General features: G+C 45.3%; 21 protein-coding genes and 1 pseudogene. 20 read left to right on the top strand and 2 right to left on the bottom strand.

The window, feature by feature from the left end:
• The first annotated feature begins 105 nt into the window (after nt 1-105).
• The 3 genes from EJA10_RS23665 (at nt 106) to EJA10_RS13235 (ending at nt 3,404) form a co-directional block, all read left to right on the top strand.
• Nucleotides 106-1,173 carry a hypothetical protein gene (locus tag EJA10_RS23665; protein ID WP_211340569.1) on the top strand — a complete coding sequence of 356 codons (1,068 nt, stop codon included), beginning with the start codon at nt 106-108 and terminating at the stop codon, nt 1,171-1,173.
• A 163-nt stretch (nt 1,174-1,336) separates the two neighbouring features.
• Entirely contained in the window at nt 1,337-2,023 is a 687-nt protein-coding gene (locus tag EJA10_RS13240; protein ID WP_125480475.1) for a response regulator transcription factor, read from the top strand.
• The gene (locus tag EJA10_RS13235; RefSeq protein WP_246017797.1) at nt 2,013-3,404 is read left to right on the top strand and encodes a HAMP domain-containing sensor histidine kinase; all 1,392 of its coding nucleotides are present in this window, start codon (nt 2,013-2,015) and stop codon (nt 3,402-3,404) included. Before EJA10_RS13240 ends, EJA10_RS13235 begins: the two co-directional genes overlap by 11 nt.
• 26 nt (nt 3,405-3,430) lie before the next feature.
• Here the strand turns inward: EJA10_RS13235 and EJA10_RS13230 are convergent, their stop codons facing one another.
• Entirely contained in the window at nt 3,431-4,498 is a 1,068-nt protein-coding gene (locus EJA10_RS13230; protein WP_125480473.1) for a UvrB/UvrC motif-containing protein, read from the bottom strand.
• Nucleotides 4,499-4,769: 271 nt separating this feature from the next.
• On the opposite strand from EJA10_RS13230, the gene proC reads away from it, so the two are divergent.
• Nucleotides 4,770-5,612: a pyrroline-5-carboxylate reductase gene (gene proC, locus EJA10_RS13225; protein WP_125480472.1), complete on the top strand. Its 843-nt coding sequence runs from the start codon at nt 4,770-4,772 to the stop codon at nt 5,610-5,612.
• Nucleotides 5,613-5,696: 84 nt separating this feature from the next.
• Here the strand turns inward: proC and EJA10_RS13220 are convergent, their stop codons facing one another.
• The gene (locus tag EJA10_RS13220) at nt 5,697-6,170 is read right to left on the bottom strand and encodes a hypothetical protein (protein ID WP_125480471.1); all 474 of its coding nucleotides are present in this window, start codon (nt 6,168-6,170) and stop codon (nt 5,697-5,699) included.
• Between the two features lie 164 nt (nt 6,171-6,334).
• On the opposite strand from EJA10_RS13220, the gene EJA10_RS13215 reads away from it, so the two are divergent.
• The 16 genes and pseudogenes from EJA10_RS13215 (at nt 6,335) to EJA10_RS13140 (ending at nt 25,032) form a co-directional block, all read left to right on the top strand.
• Entirely contained in the window at nt 6,335-8,056 is a 1,722-nt protein-coding gene (locus EJA10_RS13215; protein ID WP_125480470.1) for an ABC transporter ATP-binding protein, read from the top strand.
• A gap of 67 nt (nt 8,057-8,123) precedes the next feature.
• Nucleotides 8,124-8,345, top strand: coding sequence for a hypothetical protein (locus tag EJA10_RS13210; protein ID WP_125480469.1), 222 nt, complete (start codon nt 8,124-8,126; stop codon nt 8,343-8,345).
• A gap of 419 nt (nt 8,346-8,764) precedes the next feature.
• Nucleotides 8,765-9,148, top strand: coding sequence for a GntR family transcriptional regulator (locus EJA10_RS13205; protein WP_125480468.1), 384 nt, complete (start codon nt 8,765-8,767; stop codon nt 9,146-9,148).
• Entirely contained in the window at nt 9,148-10,050 is a 903-nt protein-coding gene (locus tag EJA10_RS13200; protein ID WP_125480467.1) for an ATP-binding cassette domain-containing protein, read from the top strand. Before EJA10_RS13205 ends, EJA10_RS13200 begins: the two co-directional genes overlap by 1 nt.
• The gene (locus EJA10_RS13195) at nt 10,028-10,777 is read left to right on the top strand and encodes a hypothetical protein (protein WP_125480466.1); all 750 of its coding nucleotides are present in this window, start codon (nt 10,028-10,030) and stop codon (nt 10,775-10,777) included. The genes EJA10_RS13200 and EJA10_RS13195 overlap by 23 nt, the downstream gene beginning before the upstream one ends.
• Entirely contained in the window at nt 10,774-11,463 is a 690-nt protein-coding gene (locus EJA10_RS13190) for a hypothetical protein (protein WP_125480465.1), read from the top strand. The genes EJA10_RS13195 and EJA10_RS13190 overlap by 4 nt, the downstream gene beginning before the upstream one ends.
• Before the next feature lie 223 nt (nt 11,464-11,686).
• Nucleotides 11,687-12,673, top strand: coding sequence for an ABC transporter permease (locus EJA10_RS13185; protein ID WP_125480464.1), 987 nt, complete (start codon nt 11,687-11,689; stop codon nt 12,671-12,673).
• Nucleotides 12,674-12,686: 13 nt separating this feature from the next.
• Nucleotides 12,687-13,586: a carbohydrate ABC transporter permease gene (locus EJA10_RS13180; protein WP_125480463.1), complete on the top strand. Its 900-nt coding sequence runs from the start codon at nt 12,687-12,689 to the stop codon at nt 13,584-13,586.
• 198 nt (nt 13,587-13,784) lie between these two features.
• A complete protein-coding gene (locus EJA10_RS13175; protein WP_125480462.1) occupies nt 13,785-15,440 on the top strand; it encodes a type 2 periplasmic-binding domain-containing protein in 1,656 nt (551 codons plus the stop codon).
• Between the two features lie 177 nt (nt 15,441-15,617).
• On the top strand, nt 15,618-17,477 hold the full coding sequence (locus EJA10_RS13170) for a sensor histidine kinase (RefSeq protein WP_125480461.1): 1,860 nt from the start codon (nt 15,618-15,620) through the stop codon (nt 17,475-17,477).
• On the top strand, nt 17,470-18,975 hold the full coding sequence (locus tag EJA10_RS13165) for a response regulator (protein WP_125480460.1): 1,506 nt from the start codon (nt 17,470-17,472) through the stop codon (nt 18,973-18,975). Before EJA10_RS13170 ends, EJA10_RS13165 begins: the two co-directional genes overlap by 8 nt.
• 115 nt (nt 18,976-19,090) lie before the next feature.
• Nucleotides 19,091-19,546 (top strand): hypothetical protein, encoded by a 456-nt coding sequence (locus EJA10_RS13160; RefSeq protein WP_125480459.1) that lies wholly within the window; start codon nt 19,091-19,093, stop codon nt 19,544-19,546.
• Between the two features lie 104 nt (nt 19,547-19,650).
• A pseudogene (locus EJA10_RS13155) lies at nt 19,651-20,232 on the top strand (glycoside hydrolase family 16 protein); the annotation flags it as partial.
• Complete coding sequence (locus tag EJA10_RS24070) at nt 20,220-20,468, top strand: LamG domain-containing protein (RefSeq protein WP_125480581.1); 249 nt, start codon at nt 20,220-20,222, stop codon at nt 20,466-20,468. The pseudogene EJA10_RS13155 and the gene EJA10_RS24070, both read left to right, overlap by 13 nt.
• Before the next feature lie 15 nt (nt 20,469-20,483).
• Nucleotides 20,484-21,818 (top strand): GH1 family beta-glucosidase, encoded by a 1,335-nt coding sequence (locus EJA10_RS13145; protein ID WP_125480457.1) that lies wholly within the window; start codon nt 20,484-20,486, stop codon nt 21,816-21,818.
• A 25-nt stretch (nt 21,819-21,843) separates the two neighbouring features.
• Nucleotides 21,844-25,032 (top strand): cellobiose phosphorylase, encoded by a 3,189-nt coding sequence (locus tag EJA10_RS13140; RefSeq protein WP_125480456.1) that lies wholly within the window; start codon nt 21,844-21,846, stop codon nt 25,030-25,032.
• Nucleotides 25,033-25,035 lie beyond the last annotated feature (3 nt).

Here is a 25,035-nt window from a genome sequence, read left to right as displayed (position 1 = left end):
GCTGCTTTGACATTTTGCTGACATAATCACTCGTTAAACTTTGAGTATAAGGTTCAGGGGACAACTTGAGTCTTAAAGAAGAGAGATTATAGGAGGATGTCAAATATGAAGAAATCAGTCATCGGTTTTACGATTGCAGGCGCATTATTAATTGGAGGATACGCTACTACTTCTCTGGCGAATGATGACAGTACGGCAAGCTCAACTGCCAGTTCTGTGAAAAGCTTCTTTGGAAAGGGGTTCGGGCATAAAGGATTCTTCGGGGGCAATTCAGAGGAATTAATCGCAAAGGCGAAAGACCTTGGCATCAGCACTTCCGGAAAAGATGCTCAAACATTGATGAGTGAAATTCGTGATGTGACGATCAAGAAGGAAGCAAAGGAACTGGGTATCAAAACAGACGGCAAGGATATTGAAACAATTGCTCAGGAAGTACAATTGGCCAAGCTTAAGGAAACAGCGAAGGACTTTGGCATCTCTACAGATGGAAAGGATGCTGCCGCGCTTCATGAAGCCATCCGTTTAGCCAACCTGAAAAATGAAGCAAAAGATTTGGGCATCTCTGCTGATAACAAAGATGCTCAAACTTTAATGGAAGAAATCCGGACAGCGACATTGAATAAAAAAGCCAAGGAACTTGGTGTTACACCGGAAGGAAAAGACCTGCAGACTCTTCAGCAGGAAGTGCAAACAGCTTATATCACTAAACAGGCGAAGGAGCATGGAATCACAGTAGACGGAAGAGATATCCGCGAAGTCGCCCAGGAAGTCCAATCTGCCAAGGTGAAAGCAGATGCTAAAGAGCTGAATATTACGATTGACGGGAAAACAATTGGTGAAATAGCCCAGGAAGTCCAGGAAAAGAAAATCGTGAACCTGGCGAAGGAGCTTGGCATCTCAACAACTGATAAATATACACGTGAGCTGATTGAGGAAATCAGGAATAAAGATGCAGATAAACTTGAAGAACTCTTTGAAGACGAATTCGGGCACATCGGAAAAGGCGGCGGTATGGGTCATGGAGAAGGCTTCGGACTGGGTGCCGGCATGGGACGAGGTGATGGCTTCGGCGGCAAAGGCGGTGCCGGAGGAAAAGGCATGGATCACAAAGGCGGCTTCGGAGCTGAAGGCGGTCGCGGGATGCATCAAAATGGCGGCGGATTCGGATTCTAAAAAAATATGTAATCAAGGCATCCCTCGTATCAAGCGGGGGATTTTTCTTGTAAGATGAAGAGGACGAGAAGTTACTCAAATTGTCCTGCTGCAGCGCTTGCCGGGTGGGCTGACCAAGATGCTGGAGGTTTTCTTTATATTTAGGATAACGGGTGGTGCAACGATGAAAACCATTTTAATAGTAGAAGATGAAGAGACGATTTCACGAGTGCTGGCTGTTTACTTGAAGCATGCAGGTTATGAAGTGGTACAGGCTTTCGATGGCTCGGAAGGATTGCGATCATTCACGGAGCTTCAGCCGGATCTTGTTTTGCTGGATGTCATGCTTCCCGCCATGGACGGCTGGGAAGTGCTGAAGGAAATCCGTGAAGTCAATTCATGCCCGGTCATCATGCTGACGGCGCTTGGGGATATTGACTATAAGCTGAAAGGGCTGAATCAGGGAGCGGACGATTATATTCCAAAGCCGTTCATTGGCGAAGAAGTAGTTGCCAGGGTGAATGCCGTGCTGCGTCGCTCAACCCATGTCCTTGATACAGAAAGTACGAAGCAGTTTGGCAGCCTGAAAATCAATATGGATTCACATGTGGTCACAGTCAACGGCGAGAAGGTCATTTTAACGCCAAAGGATCTCAGCCTGCTGATGTTTCTGGCTGAAAGGCCGAACCGGACTTTTACAAGAGAAGATCTTATTGAAAATGTTTGGGGGATGGATTATGACGGAAGCGACCGGGCGGTGGATTTGTCGGTCAAACGAATTCGTCAGGCATTGTTGGATTGGTCTTCCACGCAGGGGGAAATCCGGACTCTAAGAGGATTGGGGTATCAGTTCAGTGTTTATGAAAAGTAAAAAGCCTATTTCATTGCTGAGGTACTGGACAACCAGGTATCTCCTGACTCTTGTCATTGGGCTTCTTTTGCTCGGAGCGGGCTCGATGTGGTGGATAAAGGAAACGACATTGCAAAATAGATTGAATCTGATGGAATACCTGGCAGTGGAAACGGCCGACCGGCTGGGGCAGTCGTTTGGCAATCAAGATTTTGGCCGGCTGGACCGGAGGCTGGATGATCGTGCCAGGATCCTGCAAATGGAGAATCAGCCCCAGCTATTTGTAACTGACTTGGATGGCAATATCCTGAATTCGGGGCCGATGAGGGGAGGCGGTCACCATCGTTCTTCAGGAGTCATACCTTCAGAGGTCTTTGATAATGAAGAGTCCGTTAAGAAGCTGATGATGGATGGAGAGGCTTTTTACTCAGCCAAATCTTCTATCATGGTGGACAATCAGCAAACCGGCTGGGTCGTCGCTATGCAAAGCGCAAGTGAGTTGAGTGATGTGAACCAGGAATACCGGCTATTGATCGTGCTATTGGTCGGATTGGGATTGCTCGGCTGGATTGTCATCTACTTTCTCTCGAAAAAAATCCTGAAGCCGATCCAGGACGTAGCCCATGCAGCGGCACAGGTAAGAGAAGGGGATTACGAAATCAAACTCGATGCTGATCCGAAAGAGCTTGAGATCCGCGAACTTGTTACTTCCTTCAGAGAAATGACAAGCCGTTTGACTCAGCTGGAACAAATGCGGGCTGAGCTGCTCGCAGGTGTGACACATGATCTGAAGACGCCTGTCACCTCAATCAGCGGCCTCGTGCAGGCAGTAAGGGACGGAATCGTAACAGGAGAAGAGCGACAGGAATTCCTTGATATCACTCTGAAAGAAATCCAGAGATTGCAGACAATGATTTCTGACCTGCTGGAGTTCAATTCATTAGCAGCGGGCGCCTTCACGATCCGGACAGAAAGATGCGATCTGAATAAGCTTGTCCAAGAAATCGGGAGGCAGTGGCAGGTGACGCAAAGTGAACGTGTGGACCTCGAAGTGTTCACACCGGCTGAAGCGATTTATGCAATGACCGATCCGCTGCGCCTGCAGCAAATCCTGATCAATTTACTGAATAACTCCTACCAGGCGATCAATCATGAAGGCACCATTTCCATCATTCTCTCAGAGGGAAGAATTGATGTGAAGGACACAGGCAGCGGGATACCCGAAGCAGAACAAGCCCTTGTGTTCGAACGATTCTTCAGAGGTGAAAAGAAAAAGCTGAAGGTCAGGGGACTCGGCCTCGGACTTTCCTTCAGCAGAATGCTGGCGAGGTCTCTCGGAGCTGACTTGATTTTAAAAGAAAGCGATCAGCAAGGAACCACCTTTTCGATTGTTTGGAAATAGTAGAGAGCTGCCTGTACTGGCAGCTCTCAAACTTTTATTAGCAGATCCCTGATTTGATGCTCGAAATCAAAACTGCTTTCAGTTTCCAGCCAGTAATCAGGAATGATCATGAAATGAGCACCATTGCTTCCGTTCAAATAACTATAGATGATCTGGACTTCATCCAGTTCTTCTTTTCCAATCCTGACTGGCTCTCCATAGCTAACTTCCCTGAAAGTAGCTAGAATCCTCGAAGGAATAGTTTCAGAGAGATTTTCACTGCTTTCCAGCTTTTCACTGTGGATGACCTTATGCCCTTTGATTAAAAATAGTTTCAGAGTATCGTCTGTTAATCGCTCCACCACGGCGATATTCTGATTCCCTTCGGTGAACTGGATCATATTTTCCTTGTATAATAGCACGGAGAAGGACCTAAGATAATTTCTCAGTTTCGCGGCTTCTTCAAATTGATAATCTGCAGAAGCCTGCTCCATTTTTTGCTGAAGTTCCTCGAGCAGCTTCGTGTCGGAACCGCTGAGCAATGAAGCAATTTGGTCGACAACCTCATTGTACCGGTCGACAGCATTGCCCCCTAAACAAATCCCCATGCACTTTCCCAGTGTGAAATTCAGACAGGGAGTGCCCTTAAGTGGATGCAGGCAGTTTATGTTCAAGTACTCCTTCAAATTCTCGATTGCTTTCCTGACATAAATCGAGCTGGTATAAGGGCCGAAATATAGGGTTTTATCAGTATCGCTTTTCTCAGGAACCATTATGATTTTTCGATATAAGCCGTCCATTTTAATCGCAATATAGGAATAGGCGAGGTGACTTTTCATCTTTTTATTAAAAAGAGGCTTCTTTTCCTTGATCAATTTACATTCAAGCATAAAAGCTTCAAACTCTGTATCTGTAAGGATATAGTCAAAATCATCGATGTTTGCGACAAGCTTCCGAATCTTTTGTGGGTGGGCTGCTGAATCGTAAAAATAGGATTGCACACGCTTTTTAAGACTTTTCGCTTTTCCGACGTAGATGATTGTCCCTGTTTGGTCCTTCATGAGATAGACACCCGCTGATAATGGAAGGCTTTTGATTTTTTCTTTCTTATTCATAATTCGCCCCCTTTTTTTCTAGTATACTAGTACCCGCAAATTCAATAGATTATGAGTCTTCATATCTCTCTATATTTTAGCATGTAGGAGGATATCAGCTCATTATGCCCGCGAAATACCCCTTAAGGTCCTGATGTTTCCGCTTACATTCACTATCTCGCCCGTTTCCTCCCGAATTGTTCCGAGTCCCTTGAATCTCATTTTCAGGATGTTACCATAGGTACCGTTGATAAAATGCGACGGAAATAAACTTTGACGAGGTGAATGCGGTTTGTTGAAACAGAAGAAAGTAGCTTTTTTAGGTGCAGGTTCAATGGCAGAGTCAATGATCTCGGGAGCAGTGAAGTCTGGGAAAATTCGGGCGGAGCACATTTACGTAACGAACAAGAGCAATGCAACGAGGCTTGAGCGTTTAGAATCAAGGTACGGAATCAATGCAGTGCCGCAATCGGAATTGCCCTATGCTGATATGGATATTTTTGTTTTGGTGATGAAACCAAATGGCGCAGCAGATGCACTCGCCAGTTTGAAGGATAAAATTGTACCTGGCCAAGTAGTGGTATCTGTCCTTGCAGGCATTTCCACAGGTTATATGGAAGAAAACTTGAATTCGGGGCAGCAAGTAGTCCGCGTCATGCCGAACACATCAAGCATGATTCAGGAATCAGCTACCGCCATCTCACCTGGCCGATTTACAACAGAGGATCACATCAAGGAAGTGGAAGAACTGCTAAGCAGCATGGGCAAGGTATTCCTGATCGAAGAGGAGCAGATGGACATTTTCACTGGCCTCGCCGGCAGCGGCCCCGCTTATTTCTATTATTTAATGGAGCATATGGAGCGAGCTGGCAGGGAAAGCGGCATGGACGGAAAAATGGCGCGGGAAATCATTGCCCAGACAATCCTTGGCGCAGCGAAGATGATTATTGAAAAAGACGAGACGCCAGAGGTCCTCAGGGAAAATGTCACGTCCCCAAACGGAACGACAGCTTCAGGCTTAAATGCATTAAGAAAATACAACGGCGGAACAGCCATTTCGCAGGCAGTCCATCATGCTGCGAACCGTTCGAAAGAAATCAATCGAGAACTGGAAGGCGTCCTTGTTCCATCCTAATATCCAGCAGAAAAAACGCTCCGGGCTTCTATGCCGCGGAGCGTTTTTGGATATAACTGAGCGATCTTTCCTATAAGAGCCTCGTCAAAAAAACCTGTATCGATTAGCCCTCTCATACAAATATTGCACGCCATATAATAAATATGCTTTATAATGCAGGTAAAAAAAGAACTGGAGATTACTCAATTTGTGGAGGCGGACAATCTTGATTTTTTTCAAAAAATTGATGAAAAAGAAGGCAAAAATACCGTCCGCAATGGCATTCAGCGTAATGAACTTCTTGAAGTTCCCGTAGGAATACTTCAGCAGCCACATCGACAATGGCATATACGGGCCAATGCTGAAAGGGAGTTCATCTCTTAGGAATGACTTCTTCCTGTTGTAAAACTTCCACCAGTTCCTTTTGTGCCCATACATATGATTGATGATTTCAAAGATAATGATGAAAATGCCCGATAATGAATATCTTTTAAAACTGCGCTTCCCTATGAATAATAGTGACAGCCAGGGAAGGACAATCATCAAGATGTTAAATGTGAAATGTCGTTTTGAAATCATCCATTCTTCACCTCTGCGTTTCTTCTCTTCCTAAAATGTCCAATCCAGCCAAAATCTAACCTGTAATTTTGGTAAAATAATCAATTAAAATTTAGAGAGAATTATTGAAAAATTGGGACTGCTTGGCATATAATCACATGAAGATAGAAAAGGAGAAACCCAACATGATAAGAAGATTTTTTACATACTACCGGCCTCACCGGAGGTTATTCGTCATCGATTTCAGCAGTGCAGTGATCGTTGCTTTGCTTGAGCTGGCTTTCCCGCTGGCGGTCCAGTGGTTCATTGACACACTTTTGCCTGGCGGGAATTGGAACATGATTGTCAGTGTCAGCATCGGCTTGCTGCTGTTGTATGTCATCAGCACCTTTCTGCAATACATCGTCAACTATTGGGGGCACAAACTGGGGATCAATATTGAAACGGACATGAGGCAGCAGCTGTTCCAGCATGTCCAGAAGCAGAGTTTTCGCTTTTTCGATAACACGAAAACAGGCCATATCATGAGTCGGATCACAAATGACCTCTTTGATTTGGGAGAGCTAGCCCACCACGGACCAGAGGATTTATTCATTGCCGTGATGACATTTGTCGGGGCGTTCTGGATCATGCTGACGATCAATGTAAAACTGGCACTGACCACAATGATTATCGTGCCATTCCTGATCTGGCTGATTACGTATACGAATATTAAAATGAATGCAGCCTGGAAGAATATGTACAGTGATATTGCGGATGTCAATGCGAGAGTCGAAGACAGCGTTTCCGGAATCAGAGTGGTCCAGTCTTTTACAAACGAAGATTTTGAGATTAAAAGATTCACAGCGAACAACCGCCGATTCCGCAAGGCGAAGCTGAGTGCATACAAGGTAATGTCCATCAGTTCCTCTAGCATTTATATGCTGACGCGGCTGATTGTCCTGGTTGTTCTTGTGTATGGAGCATATTTGAGCTTCCAGGGAAGCCTGAGTTACGGAGAACTCGTCGGATTTGTGCTTTATGTGAATGTCCTGTTCAAGCCAATCGATAAAATCAGTGCAATTCTTGAACTGTATCCAAAAGGAATGGCTGGCTTCAAGCGGTTCACCGAGCTGATGGACCAAAATCCAGACGTATTGGACCGTAAAGATGCGGTGGAGGTTCCGCAGCTGAAAGGAGATATCGAGTTCAAGAAAGTGACATTCAGCTATGACAACAACAAACCGGTGCTGAATCGGATCGATTTAAACATCAACCGTGGAGAGACCATTGCATTTGTCGGGCCTTCCGGAGCGGGAAAAACGACGATTTGTTCACTGATTCCGCGCTTTTATGATGTGAATGATGGCAGCATCACGATTGATGGCATCGATATCCGGGATATGTCGAAAAAATCGCTGCGCTCACAAATTGGGATCGTGCAGCAGGATGTGTTCTTGTTTACCGGAACGCTGCGTGAGAATATCGCTTATGGCTCGCTTGGAGCGACACATGAGGATATTGTCAGAGCGGCAAAACAGGCACATCTGGAAGATTTCATTGCGGCTTTGCCTGATGGGTATGAAACACAGATCGGCGAGCGCGGCCTGAAGTTGTCCGGGGGACAGAAGCAACGGATCGCGATTGCCAGGATGTTCTTGAAAAACCCGCCGATCCTGATTTTGGATGAAGCGACCTCGGCCCTTGATACTGAAACCGAGAGAATCATCCAAAAAGCACTGACGGAACTCTCGAAAAACCGCACGACGCTGGTGATCGCCCACAGGCTGGCCACGATCAGAAATGCGGATCGAATTGTGGTCGTGACGGAGGATGGAATCGCCGAGCAGGGCAGCCATGATGAACTGATCGAGCAGGGAGGAATCTTCGCCAACCTCCATAAAGTGCAGTTTGAAACTTCCGTTTAGGGTTGGTTTATTTTTCCTGTGTTAGCTATAATAGAAATATATCATGAGAGATTCGGGGTGAAGTTCCATGACAGGAACGATAACGATCATAATGGTATTTTCGATTCCGCTGGTCGCCATCGTCACAAGCCATTATCAAAAAGTAGCCAAAATCAAACACAACATGATTAAAGACGAAATTGAACTCGAAAAACTCAAGCATCAGAACTACCTGCTGGAAACAGAAAAAATGAAACTCGAGCTAACACAAATGAAGCTGGAAAGCCCGCTAGAAAAAACCAACCTATGACCGTTTGCCCTCTTGTGAAAACAAGAGGGTTTTTCATGTGGCTGGTTAAATGGATTTCCAAAATTGGATGGGCGGTGCAATTATCTCGTTTTATCGTGCAATTAATAAGCTTTACTGTGCAATAATCCAAGTACTTCTTTACGCAATTATGAAGAAGGACTGTGCAATTAATGTTTATCTTCGTGCAATCACCAAATGATCTACAAACTTTCCCTTTAAAATTTCAACAGAATCCACTTACAGAAGCGACTCTAATCTTTAGATTTGCACCTTCAATGCTGGATTTCATCCTAATTCATAAAATAAATCACTCCTATTATTCAAAAATTGGCGCAATTTTCCTTGTAACACTGCATAAGATAATGTATAGTACATTACAACAGTAATGCACTATGTAACCTGTTAGAGGAGGTGCGGGATTGATCCTTAATTCAGAAAGCATGAAGCCGATTTATGTCCAGATTGCTGAGTGGCTGGAAACGGAGATTCTCGGCGAGAGCATCAAGAGTGATGAAAAGGTGTATTCGCAATACCAGCTTGCCGAAATGCTGAACATCAATCCAGCGACAGCGGCAAAAGGGTTGAATATTTTAGCGGATGAAAACATTCTTTATAAAAAACGCGGACTGGGGATGTTCGTATCTGCAGAGGCGAAAAAAATCATTGCGGTGAAACGGAGGAATCAGACATTGAAGTCATTGGTGGCGGAATTGGTAAGGGAGGCTGAGCACCTAAAAGTGACGGAAGAAGAATTGATCGCCATGATCCAGGAGGCCAAAAGGGAATTGAAGGGGGATTCGTGATGAGTGTGCTTGAGTTCGATTCGGTGACAAAGGCATATGGGAGGAAAAAAGCGCTGGATAATCTCAGTTTTTCACTGGGGGAAAACAAGATTACCGGACTGATTGGCAGGAATGGTGCCGGCAAGACGACGATGCTGAAAATCGCAGCCGGTTTTATGAAGGAAACATCAGGGGATGTACGGGCGTTTGGGGAACACCCATTCAATAACTTAATGGTGTCGGCGAATATGATCATGATTGATAACGATATGAACATGCCAACGGCGCTGGACCTGGAAGAAATTATGGCGAGCGCGGCTGATTTTTATCACAACTGGGATATGGATTTGGCTAAAAAGTTGTTTGACTATTTTTCGCTTAACCCTAGACAGACACATACCGGGCTTTCCAAGGGAATGAAGAATACGTTCAACGCAATTTTGGGTTTGGCCTCACGCTGTCCGCTGACGATTTTCGATGAGCCAACGAACGGCATGGATGCAGGGGTCAGGAAGGATTTTTACCGGGCACTTCTGAAGGATTATATCGCCTATCCTCGGACGATCATTATTTCAAGCCATCACTTGAGCGAGGTGGAGGACATTCTTGAGGATATCCTGCTCTTGAAGGATGGACAGCAGTTTTTGCATATGCCGGTTGAAGAGCTGCGTGAGTATGCGGTGGTCGTCAGCGGAAAAGAAGAAGCCATCAACAGCTGGCTCCGCGGCCATGAAGTATTCCATAAAAGCGATCAGGCTTTCGGCCGGTCGTATGCGGTCATCCGTAATGACCTTACCGATGATCAAATTGGTGTGGCCATGAAGAGCGGTCTTGAGTTCTCGACGATTTCAAACGAGGATCTCTGTCTGTACCTGACGAGCCAGGAGAAGGGGGGAATCGATGATGTATTTAACAAAGGTTAGTCTGTTGGATGTTGTGGCAAAACAGTTCCGCTTCAAGCTGAAATCTTTCCGCGGCATGTTCACCTCGCTGATGCTTCTGCAGGTCATGGCGATTCTGTTCTCTCTTGGAGGAGAAGGCGGAGGTGGCGGCGGCTCTGATACATTCAGCTATGATATGAAATTCTATTCGGGAAATATCATTATGGCTTTCATGCTGATCTGGGCGTTCATTTCAGCGATTGTCGTCACGACCCAGGCTTATCGCTATGATGATTACGCATTTGTCGCCAACAGGCTGAGCAGCCATTTAGCGAATATCCTGTTCCTGGGCTGGGCAAGTGTCATCGGCGGGGTCACTTTTGCACTTGCAAGCCAGTCCCTGAAGCTGTCAGTGCTTTTCCTGAAAGATCGGGAATTCATCGAGAGCCACCCATTGACACTGCTGCAAATGACAGAAGGCCTGGCTGCCACCATCCTGTATCTGTTCCTGTTCACTGCAATCGGATACCTGGTAGGCATGCTTGTTCAATGGAACAAAATTTTTATGATCATCCTGCCGGGGCTCCTTTTCGGCAGCCTGTTTTTGAATGTACTGCTGGGCAGTGAGTCGACCTTCGTAATTGATATCGGACAATTTTTCGTGAGAGAAACATCCTTCTTATTGTTTACGCTAAAAGTGCTGCTCGCATCTGCGCTGACCTATGGAATCGCGGCGTGGGTCTCGAATAGTCTGGAGGTGAGGAAATGAGTATTGTGTTTCTGTTGCTCCTGATCATTTTGCTGGCACTTAGTTTTGGAGGTTTTTCCAATAAGATATTTGGAACACGAATCATGAGCGGAAGCGGTATTACGAAAGTATTCGCAGGCTACTTCATCATCCTGCTGGGGGCCGGCATTCTATCCCTAATGATTTCAGTAGATGAAACCTTCAAAGGCGATTTTCTGACTGATAAAGAAATAGAAGAAAACGACCGGTTGAATAGCGATATTTATCCCACGATCGAATCCGGAAAAATTGACGAAGCCGAAGGGCTCACAAAAAAAGAATCCTGGGAATTCCCGCTCAAGGGTCGATTGTTGGATGTAAAGATCATGAACCAGCATGCACAGATTTTCATTGAGAAGGTGGATTCTCTTGAAGAGAACGTTGAAGTGACCCATTACTCCACTTATTCTTATATGGATAATATTGATATCACTGATCGATTTCCATCACCAGACATCCAGCTTGATGGCACCATTCTTAAAATCTTTCCTCCTGATCATGTGACCATCAAGCTTGTAAAGTTCTCGAAAGCATTTCCTTTCACCCAGTTCTACGAATACGGAGAGCAGATTTCAAACGGATATGGCATGATGCAAGGAATGGATTTCATTTATATTCGCGTACCAGCTGATATCGAGCTCAGCGGCGATGGGTATGTGATTAACTAGAATTGTAGGTTAAGCCCCTCTATTTAGGAGGGGTTTTTCTATTTTTATAAAAACTTCAATGAAATTTTGTAAACGATACCATTGCGATGGTATCAATATTTTCGACTGTAAAAATAAATCTAAAAATTTGGTACCATAAGCAAAATTCGATGGCTTATATCGGCCTCTGCTTTTTTTTAAGATATAGCTATAGAAAGACAAGAGCAGCTAAGGTGGTGAAAAAATGGAAGTCAAAATACAACAGCCAGTCGAACCAGCCGTGAATGACCCCATTGCCGAATTAAGCACGAAGAAAGAAAGATTTAAGAAGATCAAGAAAAACTTCCTTAACCAGAAATACCTGCAGGTCATGGCCCTGCTAGGTGTAGTATGGATGTTCATTTTCAACTATATCCCGATGTACGGATTAATCATTGCCTTTAAGGAGTACAGCATCATCCGGTCAATCTCGGAAGCCCCGTGGGTAGGGTTGATGCAATTCAAGGAATTCCTGCAGGACGAGAATTTCTGGATTGTCCTGAAAAATACTCTCGGAATCTCGTTGATTAAGCTTTTTATCGGGTTCCCGCTTCCGATCATATTCGCTCTTCTTCTTAACGAGCTGACATCGATGAAGCTGAAGAAAGCGGTTCAAACGATATCTTATCTGCCTCACTTCATCTCATGGGTTGTCCTTGGCGGAATCCTGACAACATGGCTTGCTGATATCGGGATCATCAATGATATCTTGCTCGGAATGGGCTTGATCAGTGAGCGGACAAACTTCCTTGCAGACCCTGATAATTTTTGGGCCATCGTCATTCTTTCTGATATCTGGAAGGAGCTAGGCTGGTCAGCGATCATCTATCTTGCAGCGATCGCAGGTGTATCACCGGAATTATATGAATCCTCGACGATTGATGGAGCCAACCGTTTCCAGAAAATGTGGCATGTCACATTGCCATCCATCCGTCCGACGATCACGATCCTTTTCATTCTTGCTGTAAGCGGTGTCTTGAATTCAAACTTCGATCAGATTTTGATTCTAAGAAACTCGTTAAATGAAAGCGCTAGTAATGTAATTGATATTTATGTATACCAAACAGGTTTGCAGAATGCGAGATATTCATATGCAACAGCAGTTGGCTTGCTGAAAGCGGTCATTGCGTTCATCCTGCTTCTGTCTGCTAATAAGATTGTCAAGAAACTGAACGGAACATCTTTATTTTAGGAGGTGAGGGTCGATGTTCAAGCTTTTTAAACGGAACCGGCGAACCACCAGTGAGTACATTTTTGATAACGTTAACATTCTCATCATGCTTTTCATCTGCGGCATCACGCTTTACCCGATTTGGTACGTAGTAGTGAACTCCCTGAATGACGGGGTGGATGCCATGAGAGGCGGGATTTACTGGTGGCCGAGGGAATTCACCTTAGAGAATTACAAAGCGGTTTTCCAGACTCCGGGAATTGTTACATCCTTTGGTGTGACGGTTGCCAAAACGGTCATCGGTACCATCACGCACGTGTTTTTTACAGCGATGGTTGCCTATGCGATTTCAAGGAGAGACCTGGTTGGACGGAACTTCTACATGCTGGTCGGTGTCATCACGATGTTCTTCAGCGGGGGATTGATTCCTTACTTCCTGCTGATCAGGGACCTGGGATTATTCGATAACTTCCTGGTTTATATCATTCCGACCTTGTTCAACTTCTTCCATTTGATCATATTCGTTTCGTTCTTCAGGGAGCTTCCGACGTCCCTTGAAGAAGCCGCAAAAATGGATGGTGCCAATGACTTCATGATTTTCATCAAGGTCATCATCCCGTTATCAATGCCAGTTATCGCAACGATTGCTTTGTTCCAGGGTGTCTACCAGTGGAACGACTATTTTGCCGGCGTCATCTTCGTGAACAATCCGGACCTGCAGCCGATCCAGACGTACTTGTACAAGGTTGTAGCAGAGTCCAGTTCCAACCAGATGATGATGAATGCCTCCGGAACAGTGGCTACTAAAACCGTCACATCTCAATCAATCAAACTTGCAACAATGGTTGTGACAACATTGCCAATCATGCTGGTCTATCCGTTCCTTCAGAAGTATTTCGTCAAAGGCATGCTGATTGGTTCTGTAAAAGGCTGATTCCATTCTGATTTAAATTCTTCCTTGAAGAATTTAGATATACTCATTGTTAATCGACACTGCTTGACCATGAAGGTGCCCCCTCCTTCGGGATATAGGGAAAGACTGGTAATACACATTAGGTCTTTCCCCCTTCTTTAAAGGAGTGTACAGTTAATAATGAGGCCCAAAAAAACAAAACAAGAGAGAGGGTCAAAAATGAGGAGAAAATTCTTATCTAAAGGCTTTTCAGTGCTGCTTATACTTTCATTGGTTTTAGCCCTGTTTTCAGGCTGTTCTAACAAGACGAATGAAAACGCTTCCGATAAAGAAGAGAACGACAAGCCAAAAGCGACAGCTGATGCACCTGGCTGGGAGTCAAACAAGGATCCCATCACTTTCGACTGGTATGTCAATTTTTCATGGTACGCTCATAAATGGGGCGATGATGTTGTCTCGAAATACGTAACAGACAAAACAGGCGTTTCCGTTAACTTCATTTCACCTGCGGGCAACGAAGCAGAGAAAATGAACACAATGATTGCTTCTGGCAAACTTCCAGATTTCATCACGATTGGCTGGTGGGAAGATGCAGTCAAGAAGATGATTGAAGGTGAGCTTGTTCTTCCATTAAATGAACTGGCAGATCAATATGATCCTTATTTCTATAAAGTAGCAGACGGAGCGAAGATTGAATGGTACAAGCAAGAGGATGGCAATACGTATGGTTATCCAAATGCTTCATCTTCACCGAAGGATTTTGACAAGTACAAGGACCTTAAACCTTCCAATCAGACATTCCTTGTAAGGAAAGATATGTATGAAGCGATTGGAAGCCCTGACATGACGACTCCTGAAGGCTTCCTGAAAGCCCTTGAAGAGGCAAAGAAAAAGTTCCCTGAAGTGAATGGAGCTCCTTTGATTCCATTCGGTATGAATGAGTTTACAGATGTAGGAAACACATCTCTTGAAGGCTATCTTCAAAACTTCCTTGCCATTCCAATGGAGAAGGATGGAAAAGTATATGACCGCAGCCAGGATCCTGAATACCTTCGCTGGCTGAAAGTGTTCAGAGAAGCAAATGACAAAGGTCTCCTTGCAAAAGATATCTTCATCGACAAGCGTCCGCAAATGGAAGAAAAGATCTCTCAGGGTAGATACTTCGCTATGCTTTACCAGCGCAGTGACCTTGCAGCACAGCAGCATGCATTGTATGCGAAAGATCCAGAATCGATCTATATCGCAGTTGATGGACCAGCGAACTCCAAAGGAGATGCTCCTACTTTAGCAGGAGACAGCATCTCTGGATGGACAGTGACATTGATTTCCAAGGATGTAAAAGATAAAGAAAGAGCGATTCAATTCCTGACTTACCTGATCAGTGAAGAAGGACAAAAAGACCTTTATATGGGTAAAGAAGGCGAAACATATGATGTCGTCAACGGCAAGCCGGAATTCAAGCCGGAAGTGCTGGATCTACTGAATAAAGACCGTGCAGCTTTTGACCAGCAATACGGTGCTTCTTATAAGTACTGGATGCTGATGGATACAAATATGAACCTCCAATGGCTGCCGCCAGCTTCAGAACCGTTCAAGCAAATGGAAGACTGGACAAAAGGCAAGACTGTAAGCTTTGCTGAATTCGATGGAATTAGCCCGACAGGTACATCTGCTGAGGGTGTGGCCGCAAGCAAGATTGCCCAGGAATGGGGCAAGACTCTTCCGAAGCTGTTACTTGCGAAATCTGATAAAGAGTTCGATAAAATCTTTGCAGACTTCCTGAAGAAGCGTGAATCATTCGGATACGATAAAGTTGCAAAGTATCAGCAAGAGTATTACGAGCTGAACAAGAGCAAACTTGATGCAGCAAAATAAGTAAGCAGGACCAGACTGTCTCCTCGGAATGAAAATTCTGTAAAGGGACAGTCTATTCCTGTCTAAAGCGATATTTGGGATTAACAGATAATTCATGAATTTGCAACACTTCCCCTATCTTTGTACTCCCTAAAACTTTTATACTTTAACTATGTTAAAAAAGATGGAAGTGAGAACATGAGAGTGGCTCGACTGCTTAAAGGGATCACTAATGGAATTAACAGCCTGTCGCTGCAGCAGAAACTCATAGCGTTATATATTGTCATCATCATCATTCCTATTATTATTTTTACAAGCATCTATTCCAACGATGTATATGACAGAGCGATTAATGAAATTAGGATCAAGAACGAAAATGCCCTGGAGATCGAACAGATTCATATAAAAAACAATATCGAGACGATGAGGCGCACGGCCCAGATGGTCGTATCGGACGTGGAATTCATCGATTTTGTCCGATCGAGAAATGAAGCCAATATCAATGAACTGATCGATTTTAAAATGAATGAACTTTCGAATGTAACGAGATTGCAGCACAATAATCCAGCGATTGAGAATATCCGTTTATATACGACAAACCCCCATATCACTGAAATGTGGCCGATCCTGTTCAAGGAGGAGCGAGTCTTGAATAAGCCATGGAGGGAAGATGTCATCCAAAGGAACGGCATGGAGCTCTGGTGGTTCGACCAGCAAACCGAGGATGTCCTCGACAGGCTGCCTTCGCAAAATACGTCCAAAATCTCGTTGCTGAGAGAGCTTGATTATCCCAAGGATGAGCACCTTGGAATCATTGAAATCAATATGTTCCTCAAAAATTTCTTTCCAAAGATGTTTGGGACTGTAAATGATTCCGGGTCGGTGTATGTTGTCCTGGATAAGGATATGAATATGATCAGGAATTATCATCACACCTTCTTTGAAGATGAGGGGATCAATACCGAAAAGCTGAAACGTGAATTTCAGCAATTCAAGCATACAGGAACCGGGAGTTTCGAATACAAGGACAATAACACCCCATACCTTGTGATCACCGCCTATTTGGATGATCTGGATGCATATATGCTGAATGTCATTTCTCTTGAGTCCCTGTATGCGGAAACCGCCAAGACAAGGAACGTTTTCTTGAGCGGGATCATTTTTCTTGTCATTGTCCTGTCGTTGTTCACTTATGTACTCATTTCTTTATTGCTCAAGAAAATGTACCAGCTGAAAGCGTCCATGAAACGGGTAGAGAAGGGCGATTTCAATTTCGATCTTGAAATCAGCGGCAATGATGAGATTGCTGAGCTCGGGTACCATTTTAAAAGCATGGTCGGAAAAATAAATGGCCTGATTGTGGAAGCTGTCAACAAACAGGCAGCAGCCAAGGAAACAGAATTGAAGGCGTTGAAAACGCAAATCGATTCCCATTTCCTGTACAACACCCTGGAAAATATCAAAATGATGGCTGAAATTGAGGGGAAGTTCGAGATTTCAGATGCAGTAACATCGCTGGGTGAAATGATGCGGTATAACCTTAAATGGAAAAACGATTTCGTCCTTCTCGAGGAAGAACTAAATTATATAAAAAACTATGTTGAAATCATGAATCTGAGGTTAGATGGACTGATAACCCTGAATATTGAAATCCCTCAGGACCTGATTGAGCAGGAAGTCCTGAAGATGTCCCTGCAGCCAATCATTGAAAATGCGATTAAACACGGAATCATTCCTAAGAACGAACCGGGGGTTCTTGATGTCACCGCCCGCCAATCAGAAGGGACGGTCTTCATTGCGATCAAGGATAATGGGATCGGGATGTCCCCTTCACAGTGTGAGTTGCTGAACGAAGCGATCCAGACCAAGCAGGACCCAGATGGAAAAAGTTCCAGCAATGGCGGCAATGGAATTGGAATCAGGAATGTAAATGAGAGGATCAAACTTTATTACGGGAATAAATATGGTGTGAAGGTAACGAGTGTTGAAGGCGAATACACCATGGTGACTGTATCTGTACCGAGTAAAATCCTCAAAGGAGGAAGCCGAAGTGTATAAAGTCTTGATAGCAGATGATGAAAAGAACATCCGCCTTGGCATTCAGGCGATGGTCAAAAGGGAGTTTCCGTCTTTTGAGACCATCGTCGCGGCAGATGGAAAAGAAGCGTTGGAACATGTCGGGGACTTCAAACCCGATATTGTCATTACGGATATTAAAATGCCGCAGCTTGATGGGATCCAAATGATCAAAGAGCTGCAGGGGCTGGATAAAAAGCCGTCCATCGTCATTCTTAGCGGCTACGATGATTTTGCCTATGCAAAGGAAGCGATCAAGAATAGGGTGAAAGATTATTTACTGAAACCAGTGAACAGGGTGGAACTCTCGAAAACGATCAACACGATCATCGAGGAGCTTGAGCACAAACATAAAATCGCGGAACAGCATCTCGAGGATTTTCGTGCCAGCCAGTTGAATTACATCTTGCTTAATCCGAACCTTCGGGAAGTGGATTTGGAAGACCTTTATCAAAAAATGCAGATGGAACCCTATCCTGATGGCTATTTTGTTGGAATATTGCATACCGGCGGGCAAGTCGAAGGCTCTGATTTGTTAGCCAACATGAATCAGCTGCTTTCCTCTGATAAAGGAATCATCCCATTTATTGATAAAGATGACTCCGTGGTGATCATTTCAGGAGATCCGCAGGTTTTTACAGATGTAAAAGATTATTTGGGCAGGGAAAGGCATATCGCTTTTTCAATTGGTGTCAGCGGAAGGGCCCACGGTCTCGAAACGCTGAAATCCACCTATGAGCAGGCGCAAGCCGCCATGAAATACCATTTTCTTTTTCCGCGCTGCAAGGTCATTCTGTTCGATAATGTGAAAGACAAACCCGAGGTATCCGAGCTTCCTGTTGATATCATCAACAAGCTGTCCAATATGCTCGGGACCGATCGGGACACCGAGATCAAATCGAATCTCCTGCGGCTCCTGGATTTTGACTATATCGCCAACAACGATATCACCTATCTGGAAACGCTGAACAAAGAAATCAACGACATCATTTTTAAAAGCTTCTTTTCCAAGCTGGGGGAAGAGTCGTTGGAGACCTTCAAGCTTCTGAATAAAATGGGCAATATCTATAATTTCGATAACTTCCATGATTACTTCCATGCGCTTGAGGATCTGATCATGAGGATCCATGAGTACAATAAGCAATTGAAGTCCGTTTATTCCGAGCAAAAATATATGGACAAGGCGATCACCTACATCCGGGAAAATTATCACAAAGACTTGAATCTCGCTGTAGTCTCCAACTATATATCGCTGAATTACTCCTATTTCAGCCACATGTTCAAGGAGTATACCGGCCAGAACTTCGTCGACTACCTGAAGATGGTAAGAGTCGAAGGAGCCAAACAGCTCCTCAAGGGCTCCGATTACAAAGTGCTCGAAATCAGTGAAATGGTAGGCTACAAAAACCCGAAGCAATTCGCAAGAGTGTTCCGGGAAATCGAAGGAATCTCCCCAAAAGAATACCGGGAATTAAACTGAGGATGCGTGGATCACGCATCCTTTTTTCTTTAGTCAGATTACGAGATGTTGGTAGATGTCAGTATTAGAGCCTTAAAGGGACAGGTCATGTGGATGCAGGAGGAATGCTGTCCGTATGGGAGGTTCAAAAGGACAGGATACGAGGATGCAGGAGAAAAGCTGTCCGTATGGTCTGCTTAAAAGGACAGGATACGAGGATGCAGTTAAAAAGCTGCCCGTATGGGAGGTTCAAAAGGACAGGTTAAGAGGATGCAGAAGGAAAGATGTCCGTATGGGAGGTTCAAAAGGACAGGATACGAGGATGCAGGAGAAAAGCTGTCCGTATGGTCTGCTTAAAAGGACAGGATACGAGGATGCAGTTAAAAAGCTGTCCGTATGGCTGGTTCAAAAGGACAGGATACGAGGATGCAGAAGGAAAGCTGTCCGTATGGGAGGTTCAAAAGGACAGGATACGAGGATGCAGTTAAAAAGCTGTCCGTATGGCGGCTCAAAAGGACAGGTTACGAGTTTGCAGTTAAAAAGCTGTCCTATTCCCAGTAGCACATCGGAGTCTTACAGCGCCACTCCCTAAAATATCGTCACCCTATACAAAATTCACTATCTCAATAAGATGGCAGGGCAAAGGTAGAATTAAAGTGGATATAAGTTATTGAATGTTGGAAAGGAGCAGTCCCGATGAAGCGAGACAATCAGAACGACAGCATGCACCCTGCTCTGAACACAGAAATGATGGCGCTTTCAAAAACAGAAGGATCGTGGCGGCTTGTTTGGGAAGACTCCTTCAGCGAACCGGTGATTAATCAGGACAAATGGAATTTTGTCGAAGGGGGCTGGGGGTTTGGGAATGAGGAATCACAGTTTTATACCGCCAGGGCGGAGAACGCAAGGATAGAGGATGGCAAGCTGATCCTGGAAGCCAGGAAGGAAGCCTATCAAGGCATGGAGTATACTTCGGCCAAACTGACGACCAGGGGAAAGGCAGCCTGGAAATACGGAAGGTTTTCCATCTCTGCTAAATTGCCGGAAGGCCAGGGAATCTGGCCGGCCATCTGGATGATGCCTGAAGACATGGAACGTTATACAGGCTGGCCGGCATGCGGTGAGATTGACATCATGGAGCAGATTGGCCACGAGCCTGGCACCGTCTATGGAACGCTCCACTATGGTGTGCCGCACACTTATACAAGTAAAAGCTATAGCTCCCGGACGAGGCAAAATTTTCGGATGAATTCCATGAGTTCACGCTGGAATGGGAGCCGGGGGAATTCAGGTGGTATGTCGATGGAATTCTTTATGCCACGCAAAATGAATGGTTCAGCAAATCAATTGGTACTGGAGTGGAGAACGCGGGATTTGCTCCTTTTGACCGTGAATTCTATCTGCAGTTGAATCTTGCTGTAGGAGGGAAATGGCCGGGATATCCCGACGAGACGACAACCTTCCCACAGCAGATGAGCATTGATTATATAAAAGTTTTTATAAAAGAAGATTAATAGAGGTGAAGATAGATGAAGAAATTTTCAAGTGAGTTTGTTTTCGGCACCGCCACTTCCTCGTACCAGATCGAAGGGGCGTACAAAGAAGATGGAAGAGGTCTGTCGATTTGGGATACGTTTTCGAGAATCCCAGGAAAAGTGGTGAATATGGATAACGGCGATGTTGCCTGTGACCATTATCATTTGTATGAAAAAGATATTGAGATCCTGAATACGCTTGGAGTCGATTCCTATCGTTTGTCCATCGCCTGGCCAAGGATCTTCCCGGAGCAGGGGAAGTATAACGAGGCTGGAATGGCCTTCTATAAAAAAATGATCAAACGTTTGATTGAAAATGGCATAAAGCCAGCTGTGACCCTCTATCATTGGGATTTGCCGATGTGGGCACACGAACAGGGCGGCTGGACCAACCGTGAATCCGTCCAATGGTTCCTGGAGTATGCGGAAAAATGCTTTGAGGAGCTGGACGATCAGGTTGAATACTGGATTACCCACAATGAACCATGGTGCGCCGGGTTCCTGGGTTATCACCAGGGCATCCATGCCCCGGGACATACGAATATGGAGGAAGCGCTTAAGGCCGTCCACCATATCCTTCTGTCACACGGCGAGGCAGTGGATCTGCTGAAGAGCAAATTCGGATCGTCAACACCGATCGGTATCACCCTGAACCTGTCCCCGATGTATCCGGCGAGTGAATCGGCAAATGACCAGCTGGCGGCCAACAATGCCGATGGCTATTCCAACCGCTGGTTCCTTGATCCAGTGCTGAAGGGTTCCTATCCGGTCGACATGATGAACCTGTTCTCTAAATATGTCCATTCCTATGATTTTATCCATGAAGGTGATTTGGAGAAGATTTCGATTGAATGTGACTTCTTTGGCATCAATTTTTACAGCAGAGGGCTTGTTGAATTCAATGCTGCATCAGATTTCTTATATAAATCGGCCTACTCCGATTACCCGAAGACAGGAATGGGCTGGGACATCTCTCCGGCCGAATTCAAAGATTTGATTCGCCGTCTCAGAAAAGAGTATACGAATCTGCCAATCTATATCACCGAAAACGGTGCCGCCTTCGATGACGAGGTCACCGATGGAAACAGGGTGCGTGACACGGAGCGCCAGAAATACGTAGAGCAGCATATCCATGCTGTTGCCGAGCTCAATGAAGAAGGAATGAATATCGCCGGCTATTATCTATGGTCCCTGCTGGACAATTTTGAATGGGCCTTCGGATATGAAAAGCGCTTCGGCATCACTTATGTGGATTTCGAAACACAGGAAAGAATCCTTAAGGACAGCGGCTATCGCTACGCTGAAATCATTAAGGAACGATCCATCTAAATCTGATACCTGCGGAGTGAGAATAATGGAGAAGTATCGCATCGATGAAAACAATTATTTCGTAATTGAACAGTTTGACCAGGCCAAGACCTTTTCAAGCTTCCTGCCCGGGCTGGCAGGATTGTACGGCATTCCAATCTGGTCTTTTTATGTGAACCGCGGCCAGGGAATCGTCAGCTTTGGGGTGAAGGATAAAAACAATGCCATTACCGAGTTTTTCCCTGCGAACCAGGCATATGAGCGCGTATCGACGAATGGATTCCGCACCTTTGTGAAAATCGCAGGGGAAAAAGGAAATACCGTTTTCGAGCCATTCTCGCCTTACGGCGGTTCAAAAGAGCGCCAGAGAAATATGTACATCAAGGAAAATGAGCTGAAGATTGAAGAAATCGACCAAGTGCATGGAGTGAAAACAACCGTCACGTATTTCACGCTGCCAAACGAGAACCTTGGGGCTTTGGTCAGGAAAGTGGAAGTCACGAATCTCGGCGGGGAAAAGAAACAACTAGAGGTGCTAGATGGACTTCCGGCAATCATACCGTACGGGATTGAGGACGCCGCGTATAAAGCCGTCGGGAATACGCTGAAAAGCTGGATGGATGTCTTCAACCTTGAAAACAAGATCCCGTATTACAGGGTCCGTTCCTCCACGAATGATTCAGCTGAGGTCGAGGAAGTCTCAAAAGGGCATTTTTATCTAAGCTTCAGTGAAGATGGCGAATTGTTTGCGCCAATTGTTTCTGCCGATCTTATTTTTGGCTATGACACATCCCTGTCCTACCCGCATGAATTTGCAGCCAAATCGATTGAAGACCTGGCTTGTGCGAAGCAGGTGACGGCCAATAAAGTGCCATGCGGTTTCACCCCGGCAGGGTCAGAACTTGAACATGGCGATACATTGACTTTTTACACATTGGTCGGACATGTGAATGACATGGAAATTATTAATGGCAAGGCTGCTCACATGATCAATAAAGACTATATCGAACGCAAGTACACGGAAAGCCAGGGCCTTGTCGAGGACATTACCGATGACGCCAGGACGAAGACGGGTGCTCCGTTATTTGATGCGTATGTGAAGCAAAGCTATCTGGATAACGTGCTGCGCGGAGGCTTCCCGATCGCATTGGAGACAGATTCCGAACGCTTTATCTATTATGTTTTTTCCCGAAAGCACGGCGATCTGGAGAGGGACTATAATTTCTTCTCGCTTGCTCCTGAATTCTTTTCACAGGGCAATGGCAATTTCCGTGATGTAAACCAGAATCGCCGCAATGATGTCTTTTTCCATCCTGAAACGGGTGATTACAATATCAAGCTGTTCATGAGCCTGATCCAGGCAGACGGATACAACCCCCTTGTTGTAAAAGGGGCAAGCTTTGAGCTGGAGGATCAGACAGACTGGACCTGGCTTGAGGAAATCGTCTCTCAGCCTGAACATTTGGCATTTATCAAAGGCAAGCTGAAAGGCACCTTTACACCGGGTGACCTGCTGCAAAGCATTTCTGATAAGGAACTCCAGCTGGAAGTAACGCTATCGGATTTTCTGAAAAAAGTCCTGTCAAGAAGCAGCCAGAACATTGAAGCGGAATTCGGCGAAGGCTACTGGATGGATCACTGGACCTATAACCTTGATCTTGTTGAAAACTACCTGAAGGTCTTTCCGGATCATAAACAGCGGCTGCTGTTTGGAGACAAAAGCTACCGCTATTTCTCCAGTCCGGTGTTCGTCAATCCGCGTTCAGAGAAGTACGTGCTGGCAGACGGAAAGGTCCGCCAATACGAAGCCATTACCGAAATGGGACACCAGAAAGGTTCAAACTGGCTGATGAAACCAGACGGCGGTTACTATACGTCGAACCTGTACAGCAAGCTGTTCATGCTTGGGCTGATCAAGTTCGCAACAATCGATCCATATGGAATGGGTGTTGAAATGGAAGCGAACAAGCCAGGCTGGAATGACTCGATGAATGGCCTTCCTGGATTGTTTGGGTCGGCAATGAGTGAAACCCTGGAGCTCAAGCGCCTGCTCGAGTTTGTCGCAGCTGCAGGAAAGGATAAAGATTTGGCCGTGGAACTCCCAGAAGAAGTGGCAGAATTTCTGGTTCAGGTAGACCACATCCTTGATGAATTCACTGCTGGTGAAGTCGATGACTTCCGTTACTGGGACCAGGTGGCGACTGCAAGGGAACAATATCGCCAGCGTGTCCTGAATGGTTTTACAGGTGAGGAAAAAGCCGTTTCCGTCCTTGAACTGGCGGCCTATGCTGAAAAATTCCTCGAAAAAACAATGGCAGGGATCCGGAAGGCAAAGGAAATCGGCAATGGCCTTACACCAACTTATTTCTACTTCGAAGCGGAAGATTGGAAACCGTTAAGTGATGAAACAGGACAGGAACTGGTGAACAAAAAGAACCTCCCACTCGTTCAGGTACAGTCTTTTGCTGTTTCGATGCTGCCTCACTTCCTTGAAGGCCCGGCTCGTGAACTGAAGAGCGCTGACTCCGAGACGGCACAAGGCATTTATCAGCATGTCAGGAATTCCGACATTTTCGACGCGAAGCTGAAGATGTACAAAACGTCCGGGTCACTTGAAGACCAAACATTTGAAATTGGCCGGGCACGTGCCTTTACACCAGGCTGGCTTGAACGGGAATCGATCTTCATGCATATGGAGTTCAAGTACCTGCTCAGCGTCCTGAAATCTGGCTTGTATGATGAGTTCTTCGAAGATTTAAAGACTACCCTTCCGCCATTCATGGATCCTGGTGTTTATGGAAGGAGTATCCTTGAAAATTCCTCATTCATCGCCAGCAGTGTGAATCCGGACGAATCTCTGCATGGACAGGGTTTCGTCGCAAGGCTTAGTGGAACAACGGCAGAATTTTTGAGCATCTGGCAAGTGATGATGACGGGCAAGGAATTCTTTGCAGTGGAAAATGAAGAACTGACGTTAAAACTGCAGCCAATCCTGCCGTCGTGGCTTTTTGATGGCGAAGGAAAAGTGCATTTTGCCTTCCTTGGCCATACAGCAGTAACCTTCCATAATCCATATGGAAAGAACACATATGGATCAGAGGGCGTGAAGACGGCAAGGTATACCCTCGAGCTGGATGGTGAAGAAATCGAGATTGCTGGAGACAGAATCCCTGCTCCATTTGCACAACAAGTACGAGAAGGAAAAATTGCAAGAATTGACGCGTATTTAGAATAGAAA

Source organism: Mesobacillus subterraneus (assembly GCF_003937825.1).
GTDB classification, from domain to species: Bacteria; Bacillota; Bacilli; order Bacillales; family Cytobacillaceae; genus Mesobacillus; species Mesobacillus subterraneus.
Note: the sequence above shows the minus strand (reverse complement) of the source record. Positions and strands in the feature narration are given on the sequence as shown.

Bases quoted from the DNA above. Each gene is read 5' to 3' on its own strand.
- EJA10_RS13175 (WP_125480462.1), top strand. From the start codon at position 13,785: ATGAGGAGAAAATTCTTATCTAAAGGCTTTTCAGTGCTGCTTATACTT.
- EJA10_RS13145 (WP_125480457.1), top strand. From the start codon at position 20,484: ATGAAGAAATTTTCAAGTGAGTTTGTTTTCGGCACCGCCACTTCCTCG.
- EJA10_RS13215 (WP_125480470.1), top strand. From the start codon at position 6,335: ATGATAAGAAGATTTTTTACATACTACCGGCCTCACCGGAGGTTATTC.
- EJA10_RS13230 (WP_125480473.1), bottom strand. From the start codon at position 4,498: ATGAATAAGAAAGAAAAAATCAAAAGCCTTCCATTATCAGCGGGTGTC.
- EJA10_RS13220 (WP_125480471.1), bottom strand. From the start codon at position 6,170: ATGATTTCAAAACGACATTTCACATTTAACATCTTGATGATTGTCCTT.
- EJA10_RS13190 (WP_125480465.1), top strand. From the start codon at position 10,774: ATGAGTATTGTGTTTCTGTTGCTCCTGATCATTTTGCTGGCACTTAGT.
- EJA10_RS13185 (WP_125480464.1), top strand. From the start codon at position 11,687: ATGGAAGTCAAAATACAACAGCCAGTCGAACCAGCCGTGAATGACCCC.
- EJA10_RS13200 (WP_125480467.1), top strand. From the start codon at position 9,148: ATGAGTGTGCTTGAGTTCGATTCGGTGACAAAGGCATATGGGAGGAAA.
- EJA10_RS13235 (WP_246017797.1), top strand. From the start codon at position 2,013: ATGAAAAGTAAAAAGCCTATTTCATTGCTGAGGTACTGGACAACCAGG.
- EJA10_RS13160 (WP_125480459.1), top strand. From the start codon at position 19,091: ATGGGAGGTTCAAAAGGACAGGATACGAGGATGCAGGAGAAAAGCTGT.
- EJA10_RS13210 (WP_125480469.1), top strand. From the start codon at position 8,124: ATGACAGGAACGATAACGATCATAATGGTATTTTCGATTCCGCTGGTC.
- EJA10_RS13195 (WP_125480466.1), top strand. From the start codon at position 10,028: ATGATGTATTTAACAAAGGTTAGTCTGTTGGATGTTGTGGCAAAACAG.
- EJA10_RS13240 (WP_125480475.1), top strand. From the start codon at position 1,337: ATGAAAACCATTTTAATAGTAGAAGATGAAGAGACGATTTCACGAGTG.
- EJA10_RS13140 (WP_125480456.1), top strand. From the start codon at position 21,844: ATGGAGAAGTATCGCATCGATGAAAACAATTATTTCGTAATTGAACAG.
- EJA10_RS13170 (WP_125480461.1), top strand. From the start codon at position 15,618: ATGAGAGTGGCTCGACTGCTTAAAGGGATCACTAATGGAATTAACAGC.
- EJA10_RS23665 (WP_211340569.1), top strand. From the start codon at position 106: ATGAAGAAATCAGTCATCGGTTTTACGATTGCAGGCGCATTATTAATT.
- EJA10_RS13180 (WP_125480463.1), top strand. From the start codon at position 12,687: ATGTTCAAGCTTTTTAAACGGAACCGGCGAACCACCAGTGAGTACATT.